General features: G+C 61.3%; 16 protein-coding genes and 1 tRNA gene. 9 read left to right on the top strand and 8 right to left on the bottom strand.

Features of this window, described 5'->3' with window-relative positions; genetic code table 11:
- Nucleotides 1–20: 20 nt before the first annotated feature.
- Nucleotides 21–155 (bottom strand): 50S ribosomal protein L34, encoded by a 135-nt coding sequence (rpmH, locus tag JKG68_RS20720; RefSeq protein ID WP_027314822.1) that lies wholly within the window; start codon nt 153–155, stop codon nt 21–23.
- A 266-nt stretch (nt 156–421) separates the two neighbouring features.
- On the opposite strand from rpmH, the gene JKG68_RS20715 reads away from it, so the two are divergent.
- From JKG68_RS20715 to JKG68_RS20690, 6 genes are all read left to right on the top strand, one after another.
- Nucleotides 422–1,222 carry a TVP38/TMEM64 family protein gene (locus tag JKG68_RS20715; protein WP_202063257.1) on the top strand — a complete coding sequence of 267 codons (801 nt, stop codon included), beginning with the start codon at nt 422–424 and terminating at the stop codon, nt 1,220–1,222.
- On the top strand, nt 1,219–2,673 hold the full coding sequence (locus JKG68_RS20710) for a dihydrolipoyl dehydrogenase family protein (protein WP_312890896.1): 1,455 nt from the start codon (nt 1,219–1,221) through the stop codon (nt 2,671–2,673). The genes JKG68_RS20715 and JKG68_RS20710 overlap by 4 nt, the downstream gene beginning before the upstream one ends.
- Before the next feature lie 7 nt (nt 2,674–2,680).
- Complete coding sequence (locus JKG68_RS20705) at nt 2,681–4,120, top strand: sensor histidine kinase (RefSeq protein WP_202063256.1); 1,440 nt, start codon at nt 2,681–2,683, stop codon at nt 4,118–4,120.
- A 105-nt stretch (nt 4,121–4,225) separates the two neighbouring features.
- Nucleotides 4,226–4,302, top strand: a tRNA-Arg gene (locus JKG68_RS20700).
- Nucleotides 4,266–4,673, top strand: coding sequence for a pirin family protein (locus JKG68_RS34770; protein ID WP_202063286.1), 408 nt, complete (start codon nt 4,266–4,268; stop codon nt 4,671–4,673). Before JKG68_RS20700 ends, JKG68_RS34770 begins: the two co-directional genes overlap by 37 nt.
- Nucleotides 4,601–5,125 carry an NADPH-dependent F420 reductase gene (locus tag JKG68_RS20690; RefSeq protein WP_202063287.1) on the top strand — a complete coding sequence of 175 codons (525 nt, stop codon included), beginning with the start codon at nt 4,601–4,603 and terminating at the stop codon, nt 5,123–5,125. Before JKG68_RS34770 ends, JKG68_RS20690 begins: the two co-directional genes overlap by 73 nt.
- A 237-nt stretch (nt 5,126–5,362) precedes the next feature.
- Here JKG68_RS20690 and JKG68_RS20685 read toward each other — a convergent pair whose 3' ends face one another.
- The gene (locus JKG68_RS20685; RefSeq protein ID WP_202063255.1) at nt 5,363–5,782 is read right to left on the bottom strand and encodes a DUF1236 domain-containing protein; all 420 of its coding nucleotides are present in this window, start codon (nt 5,780–5,782) and stop codon (nt 5,363–5,365) included.
- 771 nt (nt 5,783–6,553) lie between these two features.
- On the opposite strand from JKG68_RS20685, the gene JKG68_RS20680 reads away from it, so the two are divergent.
- Nucleotides 6,554–8,932: a penicillin acylase family protein gene (locus JKG68_RS20680; RefSeq protein ID WP_202063254.1), complete on the top strand. Its 2,379-nt coding sequence runs from the start codon at nt 6,554–6,556 to the stop codon at nt 8,930–8,932.
- Nucleotides 8,933–9,120: 188 nt separating this feature from the next.
- Here JKG68_RS20680 and JKG68_RS20675 read toward each other — a convergent pair whose 3' ends face one another.
- The 3 genes from JKG68_RS20675 to JKG68_RS20665 form a co-directional block, all read right to left on the bottom strand.
- Nucleotides 9,121–10,047, bottom strand: coding sequence for an alginate lyase family protein (locus JKG68_RS20675; protein ID WP_376773179.1), 927 nt, complete (start codon nt 10,045–10,047; stop codon nt 9,121–9,123).
- Between the two features lie 307 nt (nt 10,048–10,354).
- On the bottom strand, nt 10,355–11,578 hold the full coding sequence (locus tag JKG68_RS20670; RefSeq protein ID WP_202063252.1) for a serine hydrolase domain-containing protein: 1,224 nt from the start codon (nt 11,576–11,578) through the stop codon (nt 10,355–10,357).
- Nucleotides 11,579–11,666: 88 nt separating this feature from the next.
- Entirely contained in the window at nt 11,667–12,467 is an 801-nt protein-coding gene (locus JKG68_RS20665) for a 2-keto-4-pentenoate hydratase (protein WP_202063251.1), read from the bottom strand.
- 386 nt (nt 12,468–12,853) lie between these two features.
- Here JKG68_RS20665 and JKG68_RS20660 point away from each other — a divergent pair, with 386 nt between their 5' ends.
- Nucleotides 12,854–14,149 (top strand): NAD(P)/FAD-dependent oxidoreductase, encoded by a 1,296-nt coding sequence (locus JKG68_RS20660; protein ID WP_202063250.1) that lies wholly within the window; start codon nt 12,854–12,856, stop codon nt 14,147–14,149.
- A gap of 19 nt (nt 14,150–14,168) precedes the next feature.
- Here the strand turns inward: JKG68_RS20660 and JKG68_RS20655 are convergent, their stop codons facing one another.
- The 3 genes from JKG68_RS20655 to JKG68_RS20645 form a co-directional block, all read right to left on the bottom strand.
- A complete protein-coding gene (locus tag JKG68_RS20655; protein ID WP_202063249.1) occupies nt 14,169–15,281 on the bottom strand; it encodes an amino acid ABC transporter permease in 1,113 nt (370 codons plus the stop codon).
- A gap of 3 nt (nt 15,282–15,284) precedes the next feature.
- On the bottom strand, nt 15,285–16,289 hold the full coding sequence (locus JKG68_RS20650; RefSeq protein WP_246515673.1) for an amino acid ABC transporter permease: 1,005 nt from the start codon (nt 16,287–16,289) through the stop codon (nt 15,285–15,287).
- Nucleotides 16,290–16,523: 234 nt separating this feature from the next.
- The gene (locus JKG68_RS20645; RefSeq protein WP_202063285.1) at nt 16,524–17,543 is read right to left on the bottom strand and encodes an amino acid ABC transporter substrate-binding protein; all 1,020 of its coding nucleotides are present in this window, start codon (nt 17,541–17,543) and stop codon (nt 16,524–16,526) included.
- A gap of 210 nt (nt 17,544–17,753) precedes the next feature.
- Between JKG68_RS20645 and JKG68_RS20640 the strand changes: the two genes are divergently transcribed.
- The coding region (locus JKG68_RS20640; protein WP_202063247.1) for an amidohydrolase family protein at nt 17,754–18,178 on the top strand (425 nt) is incomplete at its 3' end.

Here is an 18,178-nt window from a genome sequence, read left to right as displayed (position 1 = left end):
GGGCTATCCTTACAGGCTGCTTACGCCGAAAGGCGCTTGCGGCCATGGGCGCGGCGAGCGGCAATGACCTTGCGGCCACCCTTGGTCGCCATGCGCGCACGGAAGCCGTGGCGGCGCTTGCGAACCAGCTTGCTCGGTTGATACGTCCTCTTCACGGCACATCTCCGGTCGAATGGGGCAGCGGTGCTCGATGGCTCGCGCCCGTCTGGTTAGAATGGGTTGCCCCAAAACTGTCTGAAAAAACGATCAGCGCCCCAAGAAGAGCGCTGTCAGCTTGCGGGCTTATGACGGAAGGCCGGGGCAAAGTCAACGCCGCTCTGGCCTTTATGCGGCAATGAGGACCGGCGCTCACGCGTGCGGACGGGCCGTAGGCTTGACCGTGTCGGGCGCTACATACCATGCAGGACAACAAGGAGGCCACGTGGGCGAAAAGCAGCAGAAGCCTGGGCATTCGGGAGCGCAGAGCCGCCTCTGGCGCATATTGCCTCTCGTTCTCCTGCTGGGGGCCGTGGGAGCCGTCTTCGCAACCGGCCTCCACCGATCCCTGACCTTCGACACCTTCGTCCGGTATCAGAACTGGCTTCAGGAGCTTGTCGCCGCCGATCGCCTGAAAATGCTCGGAATCTACGGGCTGGTCTATGTGGCGGCCGTGACCTTGTCGCTCCCGGTCTCGGCTTTCCTGACCGCCATCGGGGGCTACCTGTTCGGCTGGGCCCTGGGCGGCACCGTCGCCTCCATGGCGGCCACCCTCGGAGCCACCAACATCTTCCTGATCGCCCGTACGTCCTTGGGAAGGCCCCTTCTGCGGCGGGCAGGCTCCCGCATTCAGAGCCTTGCGGACGGCTTCCGGAGGCAGGCTTTTTTCTATCTCCTGTCCTTGCGGCTCATTCCCGTCATGCCGTTCTGGCTCACGAACCTGGCCGCCGCATTTTTCGGCATGCGTCTGAGGCATTTCGTGCTGGCGACCCAATTCGGCATGCTCCCGGCCTCCTTCGCTTTCGCCTTCGCAGGCTCCGGCCTCGACGACATCATCGCCAGGCATGAGAAGCAGCATGCCGAGTGCTTGGCCACGGGACGCAGCGGTTGCGCCGTCGATTTCGACCCCAAAAGCCTGTTGACCCCCGAGCTGATGATCGCTCTCGGCATCCTGGGAGTATTGGCTCTGATCCCCATCGCGATCAAATTCTGGCGCGGGCGCAACGCCGAGGAGGGCAAGCAGTGAAACGGACGGACGAGGGCGTGGCCGGGCTGCTGCGGCCGGATCTTTGCGTGATCGGCGCGGGATCGGCCGGGTTGTCGGTTGCGGCGATCGCGGCCTCCCTCGGCGCATCCGTGGTGCTGGTCGAGAAGCACAGGATGGGGGGCGAATGCCTCAATGTCGGCTGTGTCCCGTCAAAGGCCCTGATCGCCGCCGCAAGCCGCGCGCAGGATTTTCGTGAAGCGGGACGTTTCGGCCTCCAGGAGGCCGAGCCGGAGATCGACTATGCCAGGGTTCAAGCGCATGTGAAGGAGGTGGTTGCCACCATAGCTCCCATGGACTCCATGGAGCGCTATGAGGCCATGGGCGTGCGGGTGATCCAGGGAGAAGCGTTCTTTACAGGCCCGCGAACCGTCATGGCGGGCGGCCTGACGATCGAGGCGCGGCGCTTCGTGATCGCAACCGGCTCCCGGCCGGCTGTACCCCCTGTCCCGGGGCTCGATCAGGTTTCGTATCTCACCAACGAGACCGTCTTCGACCTGACGGAGAAGCCGGAGCACCTGGTGGTGATCGGAGGTGGGGCTGTTGGGGTCGAGATCGCCCAAGCCTATCGGCGCCTGGGCGTCAGGGTCAGCCTTCTCGAGGCGGGAGAGCGCATCCTGGCCGGGGAGGATCCCGAGATGACGACGGTGGTCCACCGTTCCCTGGCGAGGGAGGGCGTCACTGTTCGAACGGGCGCGTCCATCGCGCGGATCGACCAGGAAGGGCCGGGGCGGTTCGCTGCCGTGCTTGCAGAAGGGGAAAGGATCGAGGGAAGCCACCTGCTCGTTGCCGCCGGTCGCCGGCCTCGGGTGGAGGATCTGGGGCTCGAGGCTGCGGGGATCGCGGCCGACGCATCGGGCATCGTGGTGGATCGGGGCTTACGGACGGCGAACCGCCGTGTTTACGCCATCGGCGATTGCGCGGGCGGGGCAGGGGCGGGAGCCCGCTTCACCCATGTGGCGAATCACCATGCGGGCCTCGTGATCCGTCACGCCCTGTTTCGGTTGCCCGTCCGCCTGGGCCGTGCACCCATCCCCCGTGTCGTCTACACCGTGCCGGAGCTTGCCTCGGTGGGTCTCACGGAAGCCCAGGCCAGGGCGGGGCACGCGACGGTTCGAATCCTGCGCTGGACCTTCGCGGACAACGACCGGGCGCGGGCCGAGAAGGCGACGGAAGGCCATATCAAGGCCATCGTGACGCCCCGCGGCAGAATCCTGGGCTGCTCCATTGCGGGCTCCCATGCGGGTGAATTGATCATGCCCTGGGTTCTGGCGATGACACAGGGCTTGAAGGTTTCGGATCTGGCGGGCTTGGTTTATCCCTACCCGACTTTCTCCGAGGTGACGAAGAGCGCGGCGGTGGAGTTTCTGAAGCCGTCAGCCCAGAACCCCTGGGTGCGGCGCTTGGTTTCTTTCGTCAGCCGCTTGGGATGAGGCCCCTATGAGCCTGGAACGGACACAGTCGCTTGCAGGACGCATCTTGAGCCAGTTCGGGCTCTCGGCGCGCCTTCTGCTGCTGACGGTCATGTTCGTGATGCTGGCGGAGGTGCTCATCTATGTGCCCTCGGTCGCCAATTTCAGGCTGACTTGGCTGAACGACCGGCTGGCGGCCGCGCAGATCGCCGCCATGGTTCTCGATGCGGCCCCTGAGGAAAGCCTCTCCGAGGAACTGGAGATGCGCCTGCTGCACGGCGTCGGCGCCAGGGCCATCGCCCTTCGCGGGGGCGGACGAAGGAGCCTTCTGGCCACAGGCGACGTGCCGCCCGAGGTCAGCAAGACCGTCGACCTGCGCGACGCGAAATGGCACACCCTGGTTCACGACGCCTTCGACGCCCTGCTCAACCCGGCGGACAAGCCCATCCGGGTCATCGGCTCCGGCATGGGTGTGGATTTCGTCGAGATGATCCTCGACCAGCGTCCCCTGCGTCATGCGATGGTCGAGTTCTCGCGCAACATCCTGCTCCTGTCGCTGTTCATCTCCATCATCACCGCCAGCCTCGTTTATCTCACCCTGCAATGGGTGATCGTGCGGCCCGTGCGGCGGCTCACCGGCAACATCGCGGAGTTCTCCAGCAATCCGGAGGATGCCTCGCGGGTCATTCGCCCCACGGACCGGGTCGACGAGATCGGCCTGGCCGAGCAGGCCCTGGCCCGCATGGAGACGACGCTGGCCGACGAGCTGCGCCAGAAGCGCCGCCTGGCGCAGCTCGGCCTTGCCGTGAGCAAGATCAATCACGAGCTTCGCAACATGCTCACCACGGCCCAGCTCCTGACCGACCGCCTGGACCGCGTCACCGACGAGTCCGTCCAGCGGATCGCGCCGCGGTTGGTCGGCACCCTGGACCGGGCCATCGCCTTCTGCGAGACCACCCTTGCCTACGGCCGCGCGACCGAGCCCCTGCCGCAGCGGCGGCTCATTCCCTTGGCTCCCCTGATCGCGGAGCTGTCCAACCTGACGGATCTCGCCCCGGAGGTGGGGATCGCCTTCGAGGCCGAGGTGCCTGAGGACCTCATGATCGATGCCGATCGGGATCAGCTGTCCCGGGTTCTGGTGAACCTGGTGCGCAACGCCGTCCAGGCCTTGAGCCAGGCAGGAACGTCCGAGGGCAGGCCGCGCATCGACGTGAGCGCATCGCGGGAGGGCAAGGCGGTGGTCATCCTGGTCAAGGACAACGGCCCGGGCATTCCGGAGCGGGCCAGGGCCAATCTCTTCACGCCTTTCCAGGGCTCGGGTCAGAAGGGCGGAACGGGCCTCGGTCTGGTGATTGCGGCCGAGCTTGTCGACCTGCATGGCGGAACGATCGGGCTTCATGAAGGGCCTGACAAAACCTGCTTCAAGATCACGATCCCGGATCGATCATCCCCTGAGAACGCAATCTGACGCTTTCGGCAAAACTTCTGCATGAAGAGGCTTGCCAACCGCGTCAGATCCCTTTATGTCACCGGCCTCGGCCAACGTTGCTTCCCGCAACGATCTGCCGACCAAGCGCCCGTAGCTCAGCTGGATAGAGCACCAGACTACGAATCTGGGGGTCAGAGGTTCGAATCCTTTCGGGCGCGCCATTCTTTTCAAAGACTTAGCCTCCATAGGTTGGAGGCCTGCTTCCATTCTCGACAGCTTCGGCCCCGTGGCCTTTCAGGCAGGCGACGGCCTCGACACCCGGCCTCACCCTCACATCGGGCTTGCAAGCCTGACCTACCTCATCGATGGCGAGATCCTGCACCGCTACAGCGAGGGCTACGTGCAACCGATTCGTCCCGGTGAAGTCAACGTCATGACTGCTGGACGGGAAATCGTGCATTCGATGCGGAGCAGCGAGACAACACGTGCGAGCGGCGGGACAGTGTTCGGCTTTCAGAGCTGGGTGGCATTGCCCACGGATCAGGACCAGACTCCCTTGCGGGTCTGGTTGCGGAGCTCGGAGCGCACGTAACGCCGACGGCTCTGCCCGAGGCCATGAAAGCGGATACTGTGATCCTCGCCGTTCCTTTTACGGCCGTCGCTGACGCTGTCCGGGGTTCTGCGCAATGGAACGGTCGGATCGTTGTCGATGCGACGAACGCCATCGACTTTCCTGCCTTCACGCCCAAGGATCTTGGAGGTCGCTCCTCTACGGCGGTCATCGCCGAAATGGTTCCGGGAGCACGGGTCGCCAAAGCCCTCAACACCCTTCCAGCGGCCGTGCTGGCCAGCGCTCCAACGCAGGATGGCGGACGCCGCGTTCTGTTCGTCTCGGGCAATGACGCCGTCGCCAACGCTGACATCGCGAGCCTGATCGAGCGCCTCGGTTATGCACCGATCACATTAGGCGAACTGAAACAGGGCGGGCTGCTCCAGCAGTTAGGCGCACCGCTGGTTGCCCAGAACCTGACCAAACACGGGTGACATCGTCTCCCGCCTGCTGACAACTGCCATCAAGGATCGCGGCGGGAAACTCATCAAGCCGCACCAGGATGTTTTTCCCGAACAGACGCCTATCGACCGGACAATCCCGATTGTATTGAGAACAACTGCGGCCAATGCACCAACGATGGCTAAGTTTGGTTCCACTTTTATTGCTTGGCTATTCATGACAAGGGCAGCCTAGGTGGCTGCCCTCTCTTTTTCTATGGAATGTACAAACTACTCGATGACCTGAATGATCTGTCGGGTTCGGGGGTCTACCAGAACGGTACGCTCGTTGAGGACGGAGTATTGATACTGAGTGTTCACACCCGCACCTGAGGGTACTGCATAGACGCCTGCTGTCCGCGGCAGAGGCCTTCCCACGACAACTGGCTCCTGGACGTATGCAGATGGGGTTCCCTGCATCACAACATATTGCTGAACCTGAGCAGCCTGAGGTCTCGAAAGTGCCCCACCAGCAATAGCACCAATTGCTCCACCAATCGCCGCCCCAACGGGGCCGCCGATAATCGCACCGGCTACAGCACCAGTAGTTAGACCCGCACCAGCACCAGCAGCCTCATGAGCGGTCTGAGCCTGGGCAGAAAGGGGCAGGGCAGCTACAATCAAAATAACAGAAGAAAACAGAACGCGCATCGAATTACCTCATTGATTTCAAATCGTGAAACGCGTGCATGATTTGCATAGTTCCGTTATCTTGGTCTTCTGCGTCGATGCTGAATTCACACAATGAGAACGTTTGTTAATGATGTCCAAAAATGAAGTTGAATAACTCTTTTCCTTACAGCGAAGATTAGTCGCTTAAAGGAATCTATATTTCGCTCATCTCTCATTTCGAGATAGGCTTAGTCAGCAGAGCAGTGGTGAACGATGGCGACCACACGGCACCCAACAGTGGCTGAGCAACAATGGCTCCAATGAGCCCAAACGATGCTAAAGCAAACCCTATACTGCCGCACAGGTGAAGGCGCTTCTTGTTGGGCATCGGTAACCCTCCAAGCATCAGTGATGGCCAAGCAACGCGCGAGGCTTGAAGTAGTTGCGGGTGATAAAGTAGCTTTCAGAGGCTGTTGTGAACTGATCGTGCGGCGCCTATGCCCCACGGACACCGCCATATGGGCGTTCAGGGTCGGATGGTGGTGGAAGCGAGATTTCTGCCCAAGAAGTTGTCCAGCACAGGCAGCGATTTAGACCTGATCATGGCGGATTGACGTGGAGTTCTTCGCCAGTGCGGAGCGAGGACATCACAGCTGAATGCTGCCGGAGCTCGAACGGTTCTAAGCCTTCCTGGCCTCGGATGATCATAACCAATAATTCGCCTCGATCCTTTTATAATCTTTGTGTCTCGTCCCCTTGCAGGAGTGGGCCAATGAGTTTGCTCAAAGCATTGTGCTGAGACGACCTTGGATGAGCCGGATCCTCGCAGCGGTGGGGACACTCGCTCTTGCGATCCTGTTTGCGAGCCTCTGGGCCTACACGCAGTTGCGCTCCAGCCTTCCGCTCCTGGAAGGCACTGTTATGGCACCGGGTCTCTCGGCTCCCGTTGCTGTTGCGCGAGATGCCCATGGGGTGCCGACACTCACTGGAAGGAGCCGTGCGGACCTTGCATGGGTCTTGGGCTACCTCCACGCTCAGGAGCGCTTCTTCCAGATGGATGGCCAGCGCCGTCTTGCGGCAGGGGAACTTTCAGAACTGGCCGGAACGGCTGCTCTGACGCAAGACCGTGAGCGCCGCCTGCACCGCTTCCGCAGCCGCGCCCGAGCAGTGCTGGCCGCAATGATACCGGAGGAGCGCCTCGTCCTTGACGCTTACGCCGGCGGGGTCAACCGAGGTTTGCGCGACTTGGAGGCGCCTCCTTTCGAATACATGTTCCTGCGCTCCACACCTGCACCTTGGTTGGCAGAAGACACCGTGCTGACCGTCTACACGATGTACTTCGATCTGCAGGAGGACGATGGGCGGACGGAGCGCCGGCGCGCTGAAGCCGGGGAAGCACTGGGATCCTCACTGGCAGCTTTCCTCTTTCCTGAGGGAACATCGTGGGATGCCCCGCTAGATAGCTCGAACCTGCCAACGCCGCCCATGCCAGATCGCCATTCCTCCATGGGAGCACATCCTCCGATACGGGCAGGTGACGGAAGCGTTGAGAGCGCAAGCCTGGGTAGCAACAACTGGGCTGTGGGAGGGGCCCTTAGCACCTCTGGTTCTGCCATCGTCGCCAACGACATGCATCTTGGCCTACGTGTTCCCAACATCTGGTACCGGGCGCGACTTATCCTCGATGACAAGGATACTGGAGATCACCTGAACATAACCGGTGTAACCCTGCCCGGGGCTCCCAACATCGTGGCTGGCAGCAACGGCAAGATCGCATGGGGCTTCACCAACAGCTATGTGGATACCAGTGACGTGGTGATCCTGGAGCCTGCTGAGGAAGGCTCATCCCTATATCGCACGCCCGAGGGTCCCCAGCCATTGGATCGCGTAGAAGAGAAAATCTGCTCCAAAGGTGCAGCATGCGAGATGCTATCGGTCGAAGAGAGCCTTTGGGGGCCTGTCATCGGCGTCGACCGCCAAGGACGGAAACTGGCGTACCGCTGGATCGCGCACGATCCTATCGCGGTGAACCTTCGCGGTATGCTGGCCCTCGAGCGTACCGGCTCAGCACGCGATGCTCTGGGTATCGCCCATCGGCTGGGTATTCCGCATCAGAACCTCGTAGTCGGCGACGTGCGGGGCAACATCGGCTGGACCGTGACCACCGGCCTGCCGCAGCGCTTTGGATTTGACGGACGACTGCCAGTGTCCTGGGCTGATGGCAGCAAAGGTTGGAATGGTTATCTGGCGCCCCAGGAGGTGCCCGTCGTCTACAACCCGGAGAACCGAAGGGTCTGGACCGCGAATAGCCGGGTAGTTGGCGGTGAGGCCTTTGGTCGGCTTGGTTTTGGCGCTTATGCTCACGGATCCCGGGCCCGCCAGATCCGCGATCAGCTGTTGGCCAGGGAAAGATTTGACGAGCGGGATATGCTGGCGATCCAACTGGATGATCGTGGGGTTTTGCTGGAGCGGTGGCAAGGTCTTCTGCTTCAGCACTTGTGGGCCTGTGCGGGGCATCCGCAGTACGCACCTTTGATCCCCGAGGTGGAGAACTGGGGAGGGCGAGCAGTCCCGGAATCGGTTGGCTACCGCCTTGTCAGAACGTTTCGAGCCGAAGTGATCGGTGCAATCTATGATGCCTACACGGTTCCTATGCGAGCGGGGGAGCCAGCACAAGCCAACGATCAGCGCCTTCGTCCCATTACGAGCAAACAAGCGGACGAACCAGTATGGCGCCTGATAACGGAGCGGCCGGCTCATCTCTTGCCAGCTGGATACCAGAGCTGGGATGCAGTTGTGAACGCCGGGATTGCAAGAACCTTGTCGGCTGTGGCCTCACAAGCAGGAGGCCAGCTAGGCGCCTTCACGTGGGGTGCAGCCAATCGGGCAGAGATCAGACACCCCCTGACGAGAGTGGTGCCTGGGCTGTCGCTCCTTTTGAACCCATCGAGTGAGCCGCAGCCAGGAGACCTCTACCAACCCCGGGTGGCAAGCCCCACAACGGGAGCATCGGAGCGGTTTGTGGTTGCGCCTGGACACGAGGGGACAGGCATCTTCCATATGCCGACCAGCCAGACCGGTCATCCTCTCTCACCCTACTACATGGCCGGGCACGAGGATTGGGTGAGAGGCCAAGCAGCCCCCTTCCTACCGGGTGAGCCGAGGTGGCGGATGGTGTTCCAGCCGTGATGCGCATCTTGGCGGCGGCGCATGATGGGAGCTCATGATTAGGCGGCTCCGCAGCGGGTCTCATGCTCGTTCCGGTTCATCCGGCTCAGGCGACCTGGATGGTTTCCAGGGTTCAGCCTTCGGCAACTCGGCCCAAGGCTGGAGCGCACAGCTCAAGGGCTCGGATCGTCGGCTTTGCCGCAGAGCAGTCAATCCTTGTCATGAAACAGCAGCGTCATATCCCCGCCGATGCCGCTGGATGCAACGGGCCGCTTTGTGGCTAGCAGAGCCTCGTTCTTGGGTGAAGGGAAGCGGCTTTGATATATCTCAAGCCAAGCGATGCGATAACCTGGCACACTTCCGTCGCCTGGATATGGCTCCTGCTTGGAGCCTGTGATCTTCTCAAAGAAAGATGGATCCCCGAAGGATTCAACAACCCGGCTCACCAGCCGCGCCAAGGCATGTTTGTTTTCGGCGTAGAGGTCGATGCCCTGGGTATGGGCCAACTCGGCGATAGCGATCAGAGGCTCAGTGGCGAAGGTATGATAATCGCGAGCGCGTTGCGCGCGCTTGAGCTCCAGCGGCAGGGTCCCATCCGGTGCGATCTGCGAGATGCCAATTCGGGCACTGTCGGCCCCCCAGTCGATCAGCCATTTGTCTCCGGTCGCGACACCGGCCGCAATGGCACTCAAGCCGTTCCAATAACGGTGATTGTTTTTGCCCGACGTTCCACGGTTCTTGTCCATAGAGGCAGCAACCTGTCGGCCCAGCACCTTCAGCCAATCCTCGACGCGCTTTTTCTGCTCCTTCGCAAGAGCGGGAGCATTGCGGATTTGGAGATAAGCCAGCGCGAAACCAGCAACGGCCTGCCCCTGGTTCAGGCTTGCCTGTTGCGAGCGCATGTCGGTCATCGCCTCTGCCGCAGCCCAATGGTTTAGCCAAGTGAGCCCGCAAGCGGCTGCCGCGGGGTTCTTCGGATTTGATTTTACGTAAGCGTTCGCAATCTTCGCCAAAGTCTTCCCATACTCCCGCAGTGGCTGCACGGCCTTGGAGTAGGTCTCGTTCGCAGACTCATCGAGCGTCGCGCGACGTGGATCGTCCTGCCTGTACTTACTTGGAACGCCAAGGGAGATCACGGGCAGGGCCGGGGTGTCGCAGCCATATTCCGGATCCGCTTGAACACTGTCCGTGGCGGGAGCCGGCACCAGGTAGCCTACTCCTTGGGCGCGAGCGAGCGCGGAACTGATGAATGCAGTGAGAAGGATCGTTACGGCGAGAGCAGCGCGCGGGGAGCGTAGATGCCGAGGAGAAGAGCATTTCGCAGGCGCACCGCTGCGCTGCGCGGTCCGTCCGTCATGCAGAATGCCAGCCTTCTTCATTGCGGATCCTTGGATCTTCCTCAGGTCGATATTTGGGGCACCAGATCGCATCCAGGCGGAAAGGTCATGGCGAGGCAGGTGGTCGAACCGCCTCGTAGATTGCAGTCACCGCGTCATGCAGCCGGTCCATTCCGTCGGCAGGCTGCGAGTTGGTCTGCACTGTGATCAAGATGTCGTCTTCTGCAAACCAAACGTAGAGAGTGCGGTAGCCAAGCGTCTCGCCCTCGTAGAACCAGTGCGATCCCGCCGGCCCAAGTATCGCACGGGCCAGGCCAAGGGAGAAGCCGCGCGGATCCTCGGCCGTCAACCCGGCGATAGGTTCTCCGGTCCGGGTTGAGACCATCTGGAGCCACTCGCCCTGCTGCTTTTCTGGCACCACCCGGCCTGAAAAGACTGCGCGCATCCAGCGGCTGACGTCCCGGGCGTTCGAGATGGCGCCGCCTGCGGCCTGGGTCCACGATGAACTCATTGCACGCATGTCGCGGCCCATCAGAGGCAGGTTCCAGGACACCGTACAATCCTTCGGCTGGTATTCGGTGCAGGCCGGGTTCTCGAAGTAGCCATGCGCCAGCCGCCGGATCACGGCCTCAGGATAGGTGCCGCTTTCGTAGAAGGTGGAGTGCAACCCAAATGGCTCGATCACAAGCTCATGAACCAGTTCCTGGAATGTCTTGCCGGTTGCCTTCTCGGCAATCATGCTGGCCAAGAGGTAGTTGGTGTTGGAGTAGTGATAGCCTGTTGTCACAGGGAGCCTGTTGCTGCTGGTGGGATATGCCAGCCTCACAAGCTCCTCGGTGCTGAGGTCGCGATGGGGTTCATCGGCCCACAGGCGTGACATCGCCTCGGTCTCGGAATAGTTCGGAATCCCGCTGGTCATGTTCAGCAGGCGTCGGATGCTGACATCCTTCCAGGCAGGGTACTCCGGCAACCACCGGCCGATCGTGTCGTCCAGCAACAGTTTGTCGGCAGCCTCAAGCTTGAGGATCACAGCGGCCGTGAACGACTTCGACGTGCTGCCCATCTGGAACAAGGTGTCCTGGCCGATGGGCCTGGCGGAGGGGGCTCGGCCTGTGGTGCCAGCGAACGCCTCGATGGCCGGCCCGGGATCCCCAAGGCTGAGATAGGCGGCAATCCCGGTGACCTTCTCCAGTGGGGCTCTCTCGGCCAGCCACCTTTCAAGTGCCGCTTGCACCTTCTCGGGGCTGATTGGCTCGGCTTCTGCACCGAAGGCGAGTATCGACGCGATAATGCCCATACACGCCGACAGAAGGGCTCTTGCACAGGCCATGGTCGCCTCCGTGGCGCCCTAGGATCGGCTGTCATTACAGCAGATCTATGACCAAGCCAGCAACGCATGCCGGGTTCGCTGCCGTAACCTAGCTGCCGCTGATGTCCACGCTGCCGAGCCCAGCCACATCGAAGCGGTAGGTGAAGGGAGCGGTTGGAAACTGCGTTGTCACGATGCTGCCGGTCATGACGATGTCGCCTCGGCGTAGCCGGCGTCCGTGGGCGGCGAGATGGTTGGCCAGCCATGCCAGCGGCACGAAGGGATGGCCTAGCGCATCGGCCCCATGGCCGCGCGCAAGCTCTGTGCCGTTCCAGTAGGCGATTCCTTCGAGATCGTCCAAACGGGCAGGGGGCGGTGCGAAGTCCCCCAAGACGACCCCGGCATTCCAGGAATTGTCGGCAACCAGCGTGTTGATGTCGAGAGCGCTGTAGTCCGCATGACGGTCGTCGACGAGTTCGATGGCTGCGGCAACCGCATCGACCGCTTCGCCGGCCTTCTCGGGCGTGAACGGCCCGCTGCCTGGATCCAGATCCCGGCCCAAACGGACGCAGATCTCGAACTCGAGCCCGAGGCGGCCGTAGCTGGCCATCGACAACCTGGCACCGCTCCTGAACACGTTGCGGCTGAAGATCGTACCGCAGATCGGTTGATCGATGCCGCACATCTTTTGCATGCGCTTGGAAGTCAGGCCGATCTTGTAGCCGGCACAGGCATCGTGGCAGATGGTGGCCGCCACGTAGGCGTCCTGGACGCGGTAAGCATCCGGCAGGCCGCCGATCTCATCAAACCTGTGGAATTTCACTCCATCGCGGTGTTCGGCAGCAAGCTGTTCCGCAATCCTGCCAAGCTCTTCTGGGTCAAGTTTTTCTGTGCCAAGTGCTTCGCTCAAGTTCCTGCCTCCTCGTCGGCGCTTTCGCAGACAACCAAGCCCTCGGCACACGCGCCGATCGCATTGCTTTCGGTCGAAGCCGCAAGAGCCGCGCGGTGCTCGGTTCAAGGCTGCCTTTCCGGGAGGCTACGCCGCAAATACGGGCGATGGAAGGGGAGGCGGAACAATCTGTAAAAAGGATCGCCTCCCGTGGCACCTCCCGAAAAGACTGCCGTCCAGTCCAACGCGCCCAACTGCACGTTGCCGTAGATGGGCATCTGTTATGCTAGCCTCTCAGAAGGATGTGTCCCTGCTGTTCAATTCTGTAGTGTTCTATGCTGAAAGGCGGTTTTCTTTCCCGAGAATGCGCTAGGGTCAGCGGAGACGAGGACGATTGGGGGCTCTTTATGACCGGCTATGGAGATACCTACTACACACGTACGCTCACGGATTCTTCACAACGCTCCCCGCTTGAGGGCACCATAAGTGCCGATGTTGCTGTTATCGGTGGTGGGCTTGCAGCGCTGTCGGCCGCTCTCGATCTGGCGCGAGCAGGCCGTTCGGTCGTGGTTCTGGAGGCCGAGCGGGTTGGATGGGGTGCATCGGGCCGCAACGGCGGGTTCGTCGGGCCGGGCTATGCAACAAGTCACGCCAACATTACCCGCATGGTGGGGCCCCAGAGAGCGAAGGATCTGCATCGGCTTTCGATCGAGGGTGTAGGTATCATTGAAGACAACATCGACAGCCTTGGCATGACCGATAACACGCGGGTCTACGGAAAGATGAGCGTGCTCCGATATCATGACCCCCACGGTCTTGCCCGGCAGTGCGAGATGATGAAGAGGGAGTTTGAGTACGACCTCAAGGTGATGCCTACCGATGCCGTAAGAGATGTCCTGCGATCGCCGAAATACTATCAGGCGCTCTACGATCCTGCCTCCTTCCACTTCCATCCCCTCAATTACGCGCGGTCTCTGGCAACGGCAATCGAAGATCTGAATGGAAGGATCTTCGAGGGCTCCCGCGTTACCGGATGCGAGATCGACGGCGCGGAAAAGGTCGTCAGGACGGCACGTGGTGAAGTGAGGGCACGCGACGTGATCCTGGCAGGTGGCGGCTATACGGACGATCTGATCCCTCGCCTGCGCCGCAGCATCCTGCCGATTGCAACTTACGTGCTTCTAACGGAGGCGGCGCCGGAGAGGATCGCCGAGGCGGTGCGCACGCCAATGGCGATCAGCGACAACCGTCGTGCGGGTGATTACTACCGTCTTGTCGAGGAGGGGGCGCGGCTTCTCTGGGGAGGGCGGATCACGACGCGGACGACGGAGCCACGCCGTCTCGCAGACATGATGCAGAGAACGATGATCTCCACCTATCCCCAGCTCAAGGGTGTGCGCCTGGAGACAGCATGGTCGGGTCTCATGGCCTACGCGCGCCACCTGATGCCGCTCATCGGGCAACTCCGGCCAGGGGTCTGGTACGTCTTCGGTTTCGGCGGACGTGGCATGAACACAACGGCGATCGGAGGCCGCGTCATCGCAGAAGGCATCCTCGGCACAAGCGACCGGTACCGCCTTTACGAACCCTTTGGGCTGGTATGGAACGGAGGCCTCTTCGGACTTGCTGCAGCCCAGCTCACCTACTGGACCTATCAAGCCATGGATCTCGCCAAGGAACGTCAGGCGGCTCGCGCCGCCTGATCAATCTTCTGCCGACAACCTAGTCGTGGCCAAGACGCATGCGTCGCTCCAGGAACCGGCTATAGGCGCCCATCGCGTAGGAGAAAATCAGGAACACGACAGCCGCGAAAACGTACCCCTCCATGACGGCGATCCCGACCCAGTTCGGGTCCGTCATCGCTGTGCGAACGGTGGATAGAAAATCCAGAAGGCCGATGATCGTGACAAGGGTAGTATCCTGGAAGAAGCCGATGGAAATGTTTACCAGCGGCGGAATGGCGACCTTCAGAGCTTGCGGCAGAACGACAAGGCGCATGGACTGCCAGTAATGCAGGCCCATCGCGCTGGATGCCTCGTGCTGACCACGGGGAATGGCCTGCAAGCCGCCACGGACCGCCTCTGCGATATAGGCGGCCGCGAAGATGATGATGGCGATCTGCGCCCGCAGCAGCTTGTCCACAGTCATACCGCTCGGCATGAAAAGCGGCAGCATGACGGATGCCATGAACAGGATGCTGATGAGGGGCACACCTCGAATCACCTCGATGAACACGATGGCGATCACGCGGATGGCGGGCAGCTTCGAGGAGCGCGCCAGGGCCAGAACGACCCCTAGAGGGAAGCCGAAGGCGAGTCCGACCGCCGAGAGCAGGAAGGAGAGGGGCAGGCCGCTCCACTGCGTTGTCGGCACATAGGGGAGGCCGAAGACGCCGCCCCAGATCAGGATTGCCGTGGCGACGATCGTTGTTCCCCAGAGAACGAAAAGATTTCTGTTCCAGAATCGCGGGATCATCGTGACCCCGATAGCACCAAGGAACAAAACCATCGCGAGCGCCACACGCCAATGTTCGTCATAAGGATAGACGCCAAAGATCATGAAGCGAAGCTTCGCTTCGTAGAAGGGCCAGCAAGCGCCGTTGCCCACCTTGCAGGCCTGGGCCCCACCCTCGGTAATGGCTCGGGTTACGAGCCAACCGTAAGCGCCCTTCACGCCAAGCCACAGGACCCAAAGGCAAGCCAATGTGACGAAGGCATTGACAGGAGTCCCGACGAGGGGCTTGAGGGTGCGGTGGAGCAGACGACGCTCCACATCCGGCTCCCGCTGAACCGGCATCTTCAGCTGTGCTTCGGCAATGTCGGTTGCGGTCGTCATGGCCTAGCGCTCCTTCAGCGCGACGCGGCTATTATACCAGTTCATGAACATGGAAATCATGATCGACAGGCCAAGATAGACCAGCATGAAGATCGCGATTCCTTCAATCGCCTGTCCCGTCTGGTTCATGGTGGTGTTCGACACCATGACGAGATCCGGATATCCGATGGCGATCGCAAGCGACGAGTTCTTGAAAAGGCTCAGATAGCTGCTGGTGAGCGGCGGAATGATCACGCGGAGTGCCTGCGGCAGCACGACGAGGCGCATGGTTGACCTGTCTCGCAGCCCCAACGCGCGTGCGGCCTCCCATTGCCCTTTGCGCACCGACAGAATGCCGCTTCGCACGATTTCGGCGATGCCAGCCGAAGCCGAGAGAGCAAGGCCGACGAGGAGTGCGGTGAATTCGGGGGTGAGCTGAGAACCGCCCGTCAGTCGGAAGCGCCCTTTCTCCGGGATGCTGAGCGTAAGATCGGGTTGCACGACCAAAATCGCGAGAACGGCTGGGAGGAAAAGAGCCAACACGACCAGCGGCCAGGTCATCCGCACCTTGCCGGTCCTGATGCGCTCCGCCGTTGCCCGGCGATGCACAATGGTTCCTAAAACTCCTCCAAGAACCAGCGCCAAGAGGATGATCGTATGGGCGCTTGTCCACACCAAGGACGGCACGGTCAGGCCGCTGTTGCTCAGGAAGACGTGCGGCAGGATTTCCCATGCTTCGCGCACGGCCGGCAGGCCCGTGACGATCAGGGCATACCAAAGGAAGAGATAGAGCAGGAGAGGCACATTGCGCAGTGCTTCGACGTAGAGAAACGCCAGAAAGGCAAGCAGCGGATTTCGTGAAAGACGGGCGATGCCGACGAAAAGGCCAATGACGGTAGCAAGCACCACGCTCCAGATCGATACCCAAACCGTGTTGACGATGCCCACCAGAATCGCGCGGCCGTAGGTATGAGTGGGCTTGTAGTCTATCAACGACTGGCTGATGACGAAGCCTGCTTCGCGGCTCAAGTAACCGAAGCCTGTCGCGATGTTCTGCTCTGCCAGCTTCTGGGATACGTTCGAAAACAGGTAAAGTCCCAGAAGGACGATGCTCCCGACGGCGAGCACCTGGTAGAGGATCGCCCGGAAGCGAAGATTGTAGAGGAGCCTCGTCCCGCTCGACGCATCGACGCGCATGATGTCCCTTTCCGGACTATGCTGAGGGTGGAACGGGCGGCCGCATGGCCGCCCGTTGATCTCAGACTACCGGAACGGCGGCGCGTAAAGCAGGCCGCCCTTGGTCCAGAGTTCGTTCGGACCGCGCGTCAGGCCTAGCCGGGTCTTCGGGCCGAGGTTGCGATCGAAGACTTCGGCGTAGTTTCCGACCGACTTGATGATGTTGTAGGCCCATTTGTTGTCGAGGCCCAGCATCTTGCCGAAATCGCCGTTCACGCCGAGCATGCGCTGGATCTCGGGGTCCTCGCTCTTGAGAAAGTCATCCACATTGGCCTGGGTAACGCCCTTCTCCTCTGCGCCGATAAGAGCATAAACCGACCAGTTCAGAATATCGCGCCAGTTCGGATCGTTCTGGCGAATGGTCGGGGCGAGGGGCTCTTTCGAGATGGTCTCGGGCAGGACCACGTATTGCGACGGATCGTTGGCGATGGCGCGCACGGAAGCTAGATCCGAACGATCGGTCGTGATGGCATCGCAGCGCCCGTTGAAGAACGCGTTCCGCCACTCATCGGAGTTCTCGAACACGACGGATTCATACTTGATGTTCTTGGGACGGAAGAAGTCCTCGAGATTCTGGAGCGTCGTGGTGCCGGGCAGAAGGCAGATCGCAGCATCGGCGAGCTCGCCGGCGCTCTTCACGTTGAGTTTGGCTGGCGCCATCAACCCTTGACCGTCATAGAACACGACTGGCCCGAAATCGAGACCAAGGGACGCGTCCCGCGAGAAGCTCCAGGTGTTCTGGCGGGATAGAATGTCCACCTCACCCGACTGAACCGCCTGGAAGCGGACATTGGTGTTCAGCGGAACGTATTCGACCTTTTCAGGGTCGGCGAAGACTGCGGCTGAAACGGCGCGGCAGATGTCGACGTCGAAGCCGCGCCGGACACCTTTGTCGTCGGCATAGGAGAAGCCGGGAGCGACCGGGGACACGCCGCAGAGAATTTTGCCGCGCTTCTTGACCGTATCGAGCGTCGCTTGAGCAGATGCCGGCGCTGCGGAAACGGCGGTGACGCCGGCGATGACTCCCATCGCGAGCCAGCGGGCCATGGATTTTGAATGTATCATCGGACTCCCTCTATTCCTGCGCCTTATCTGGTCGCTAACACATCAAGCTAGACCCGAAACAACTACAGTTTCAAGGATAGAATTTCCTATCGTAAGGCGTCTGAGACCTTGCTGATTGACTAAAAGGTATGCAAACTCGCCCGTCCTCAACTGCAGCGGCTGCTGCAGCTGCCCTTGCCGTGCGAGTGGTCCATGCCCATCCTGCCCAAAGCCGATATCGTCCTCACAAACGGCCGCATCTTTTGCGGCATCTCAGAACAGGTGACCGAAGCCATGGCCCTCTGGGCTGGGCAGGTCTTGGCTACGGGATCGGCCGCCGACATGGAGCCTCTTATCGGCCCATCGACGCAGGTGATCGATCTGGCAGGCCGCCTTGCGACTCCGGGATTGTGCGACTCCCACATGCATCTTCTCCCCTATGGAGTGATCATGGGCCATGTGGATGTGCGTGCTTCTTCCGCGCCGACCCTAGCCACGTTGCTCGAAAGGATTAGGGAGCGTGCTGCCGTCACGCCTCCGGGACAGTGGATCCAGGGGCGGGGATATGACCAATTCGAGCTAGATGTCAGGCGCCATCCCCTCCGCGAGGAGCTCGATGCCGCAGCGCCCGATCATCC

The organism is Microvirga aerilata (assembly GCF_016743775.1).
Lineage (GTDB): Bacteria > Pseudomonadota > Alphaproteobacteria > Rhizobiales > Beijerinckiaceae > Microvirga > Microvirga aerilata.
Note: the sequence above shows the minus strand (reverse complement) of the source record. Positions and strands in the feature narration are given on the sequence as shown.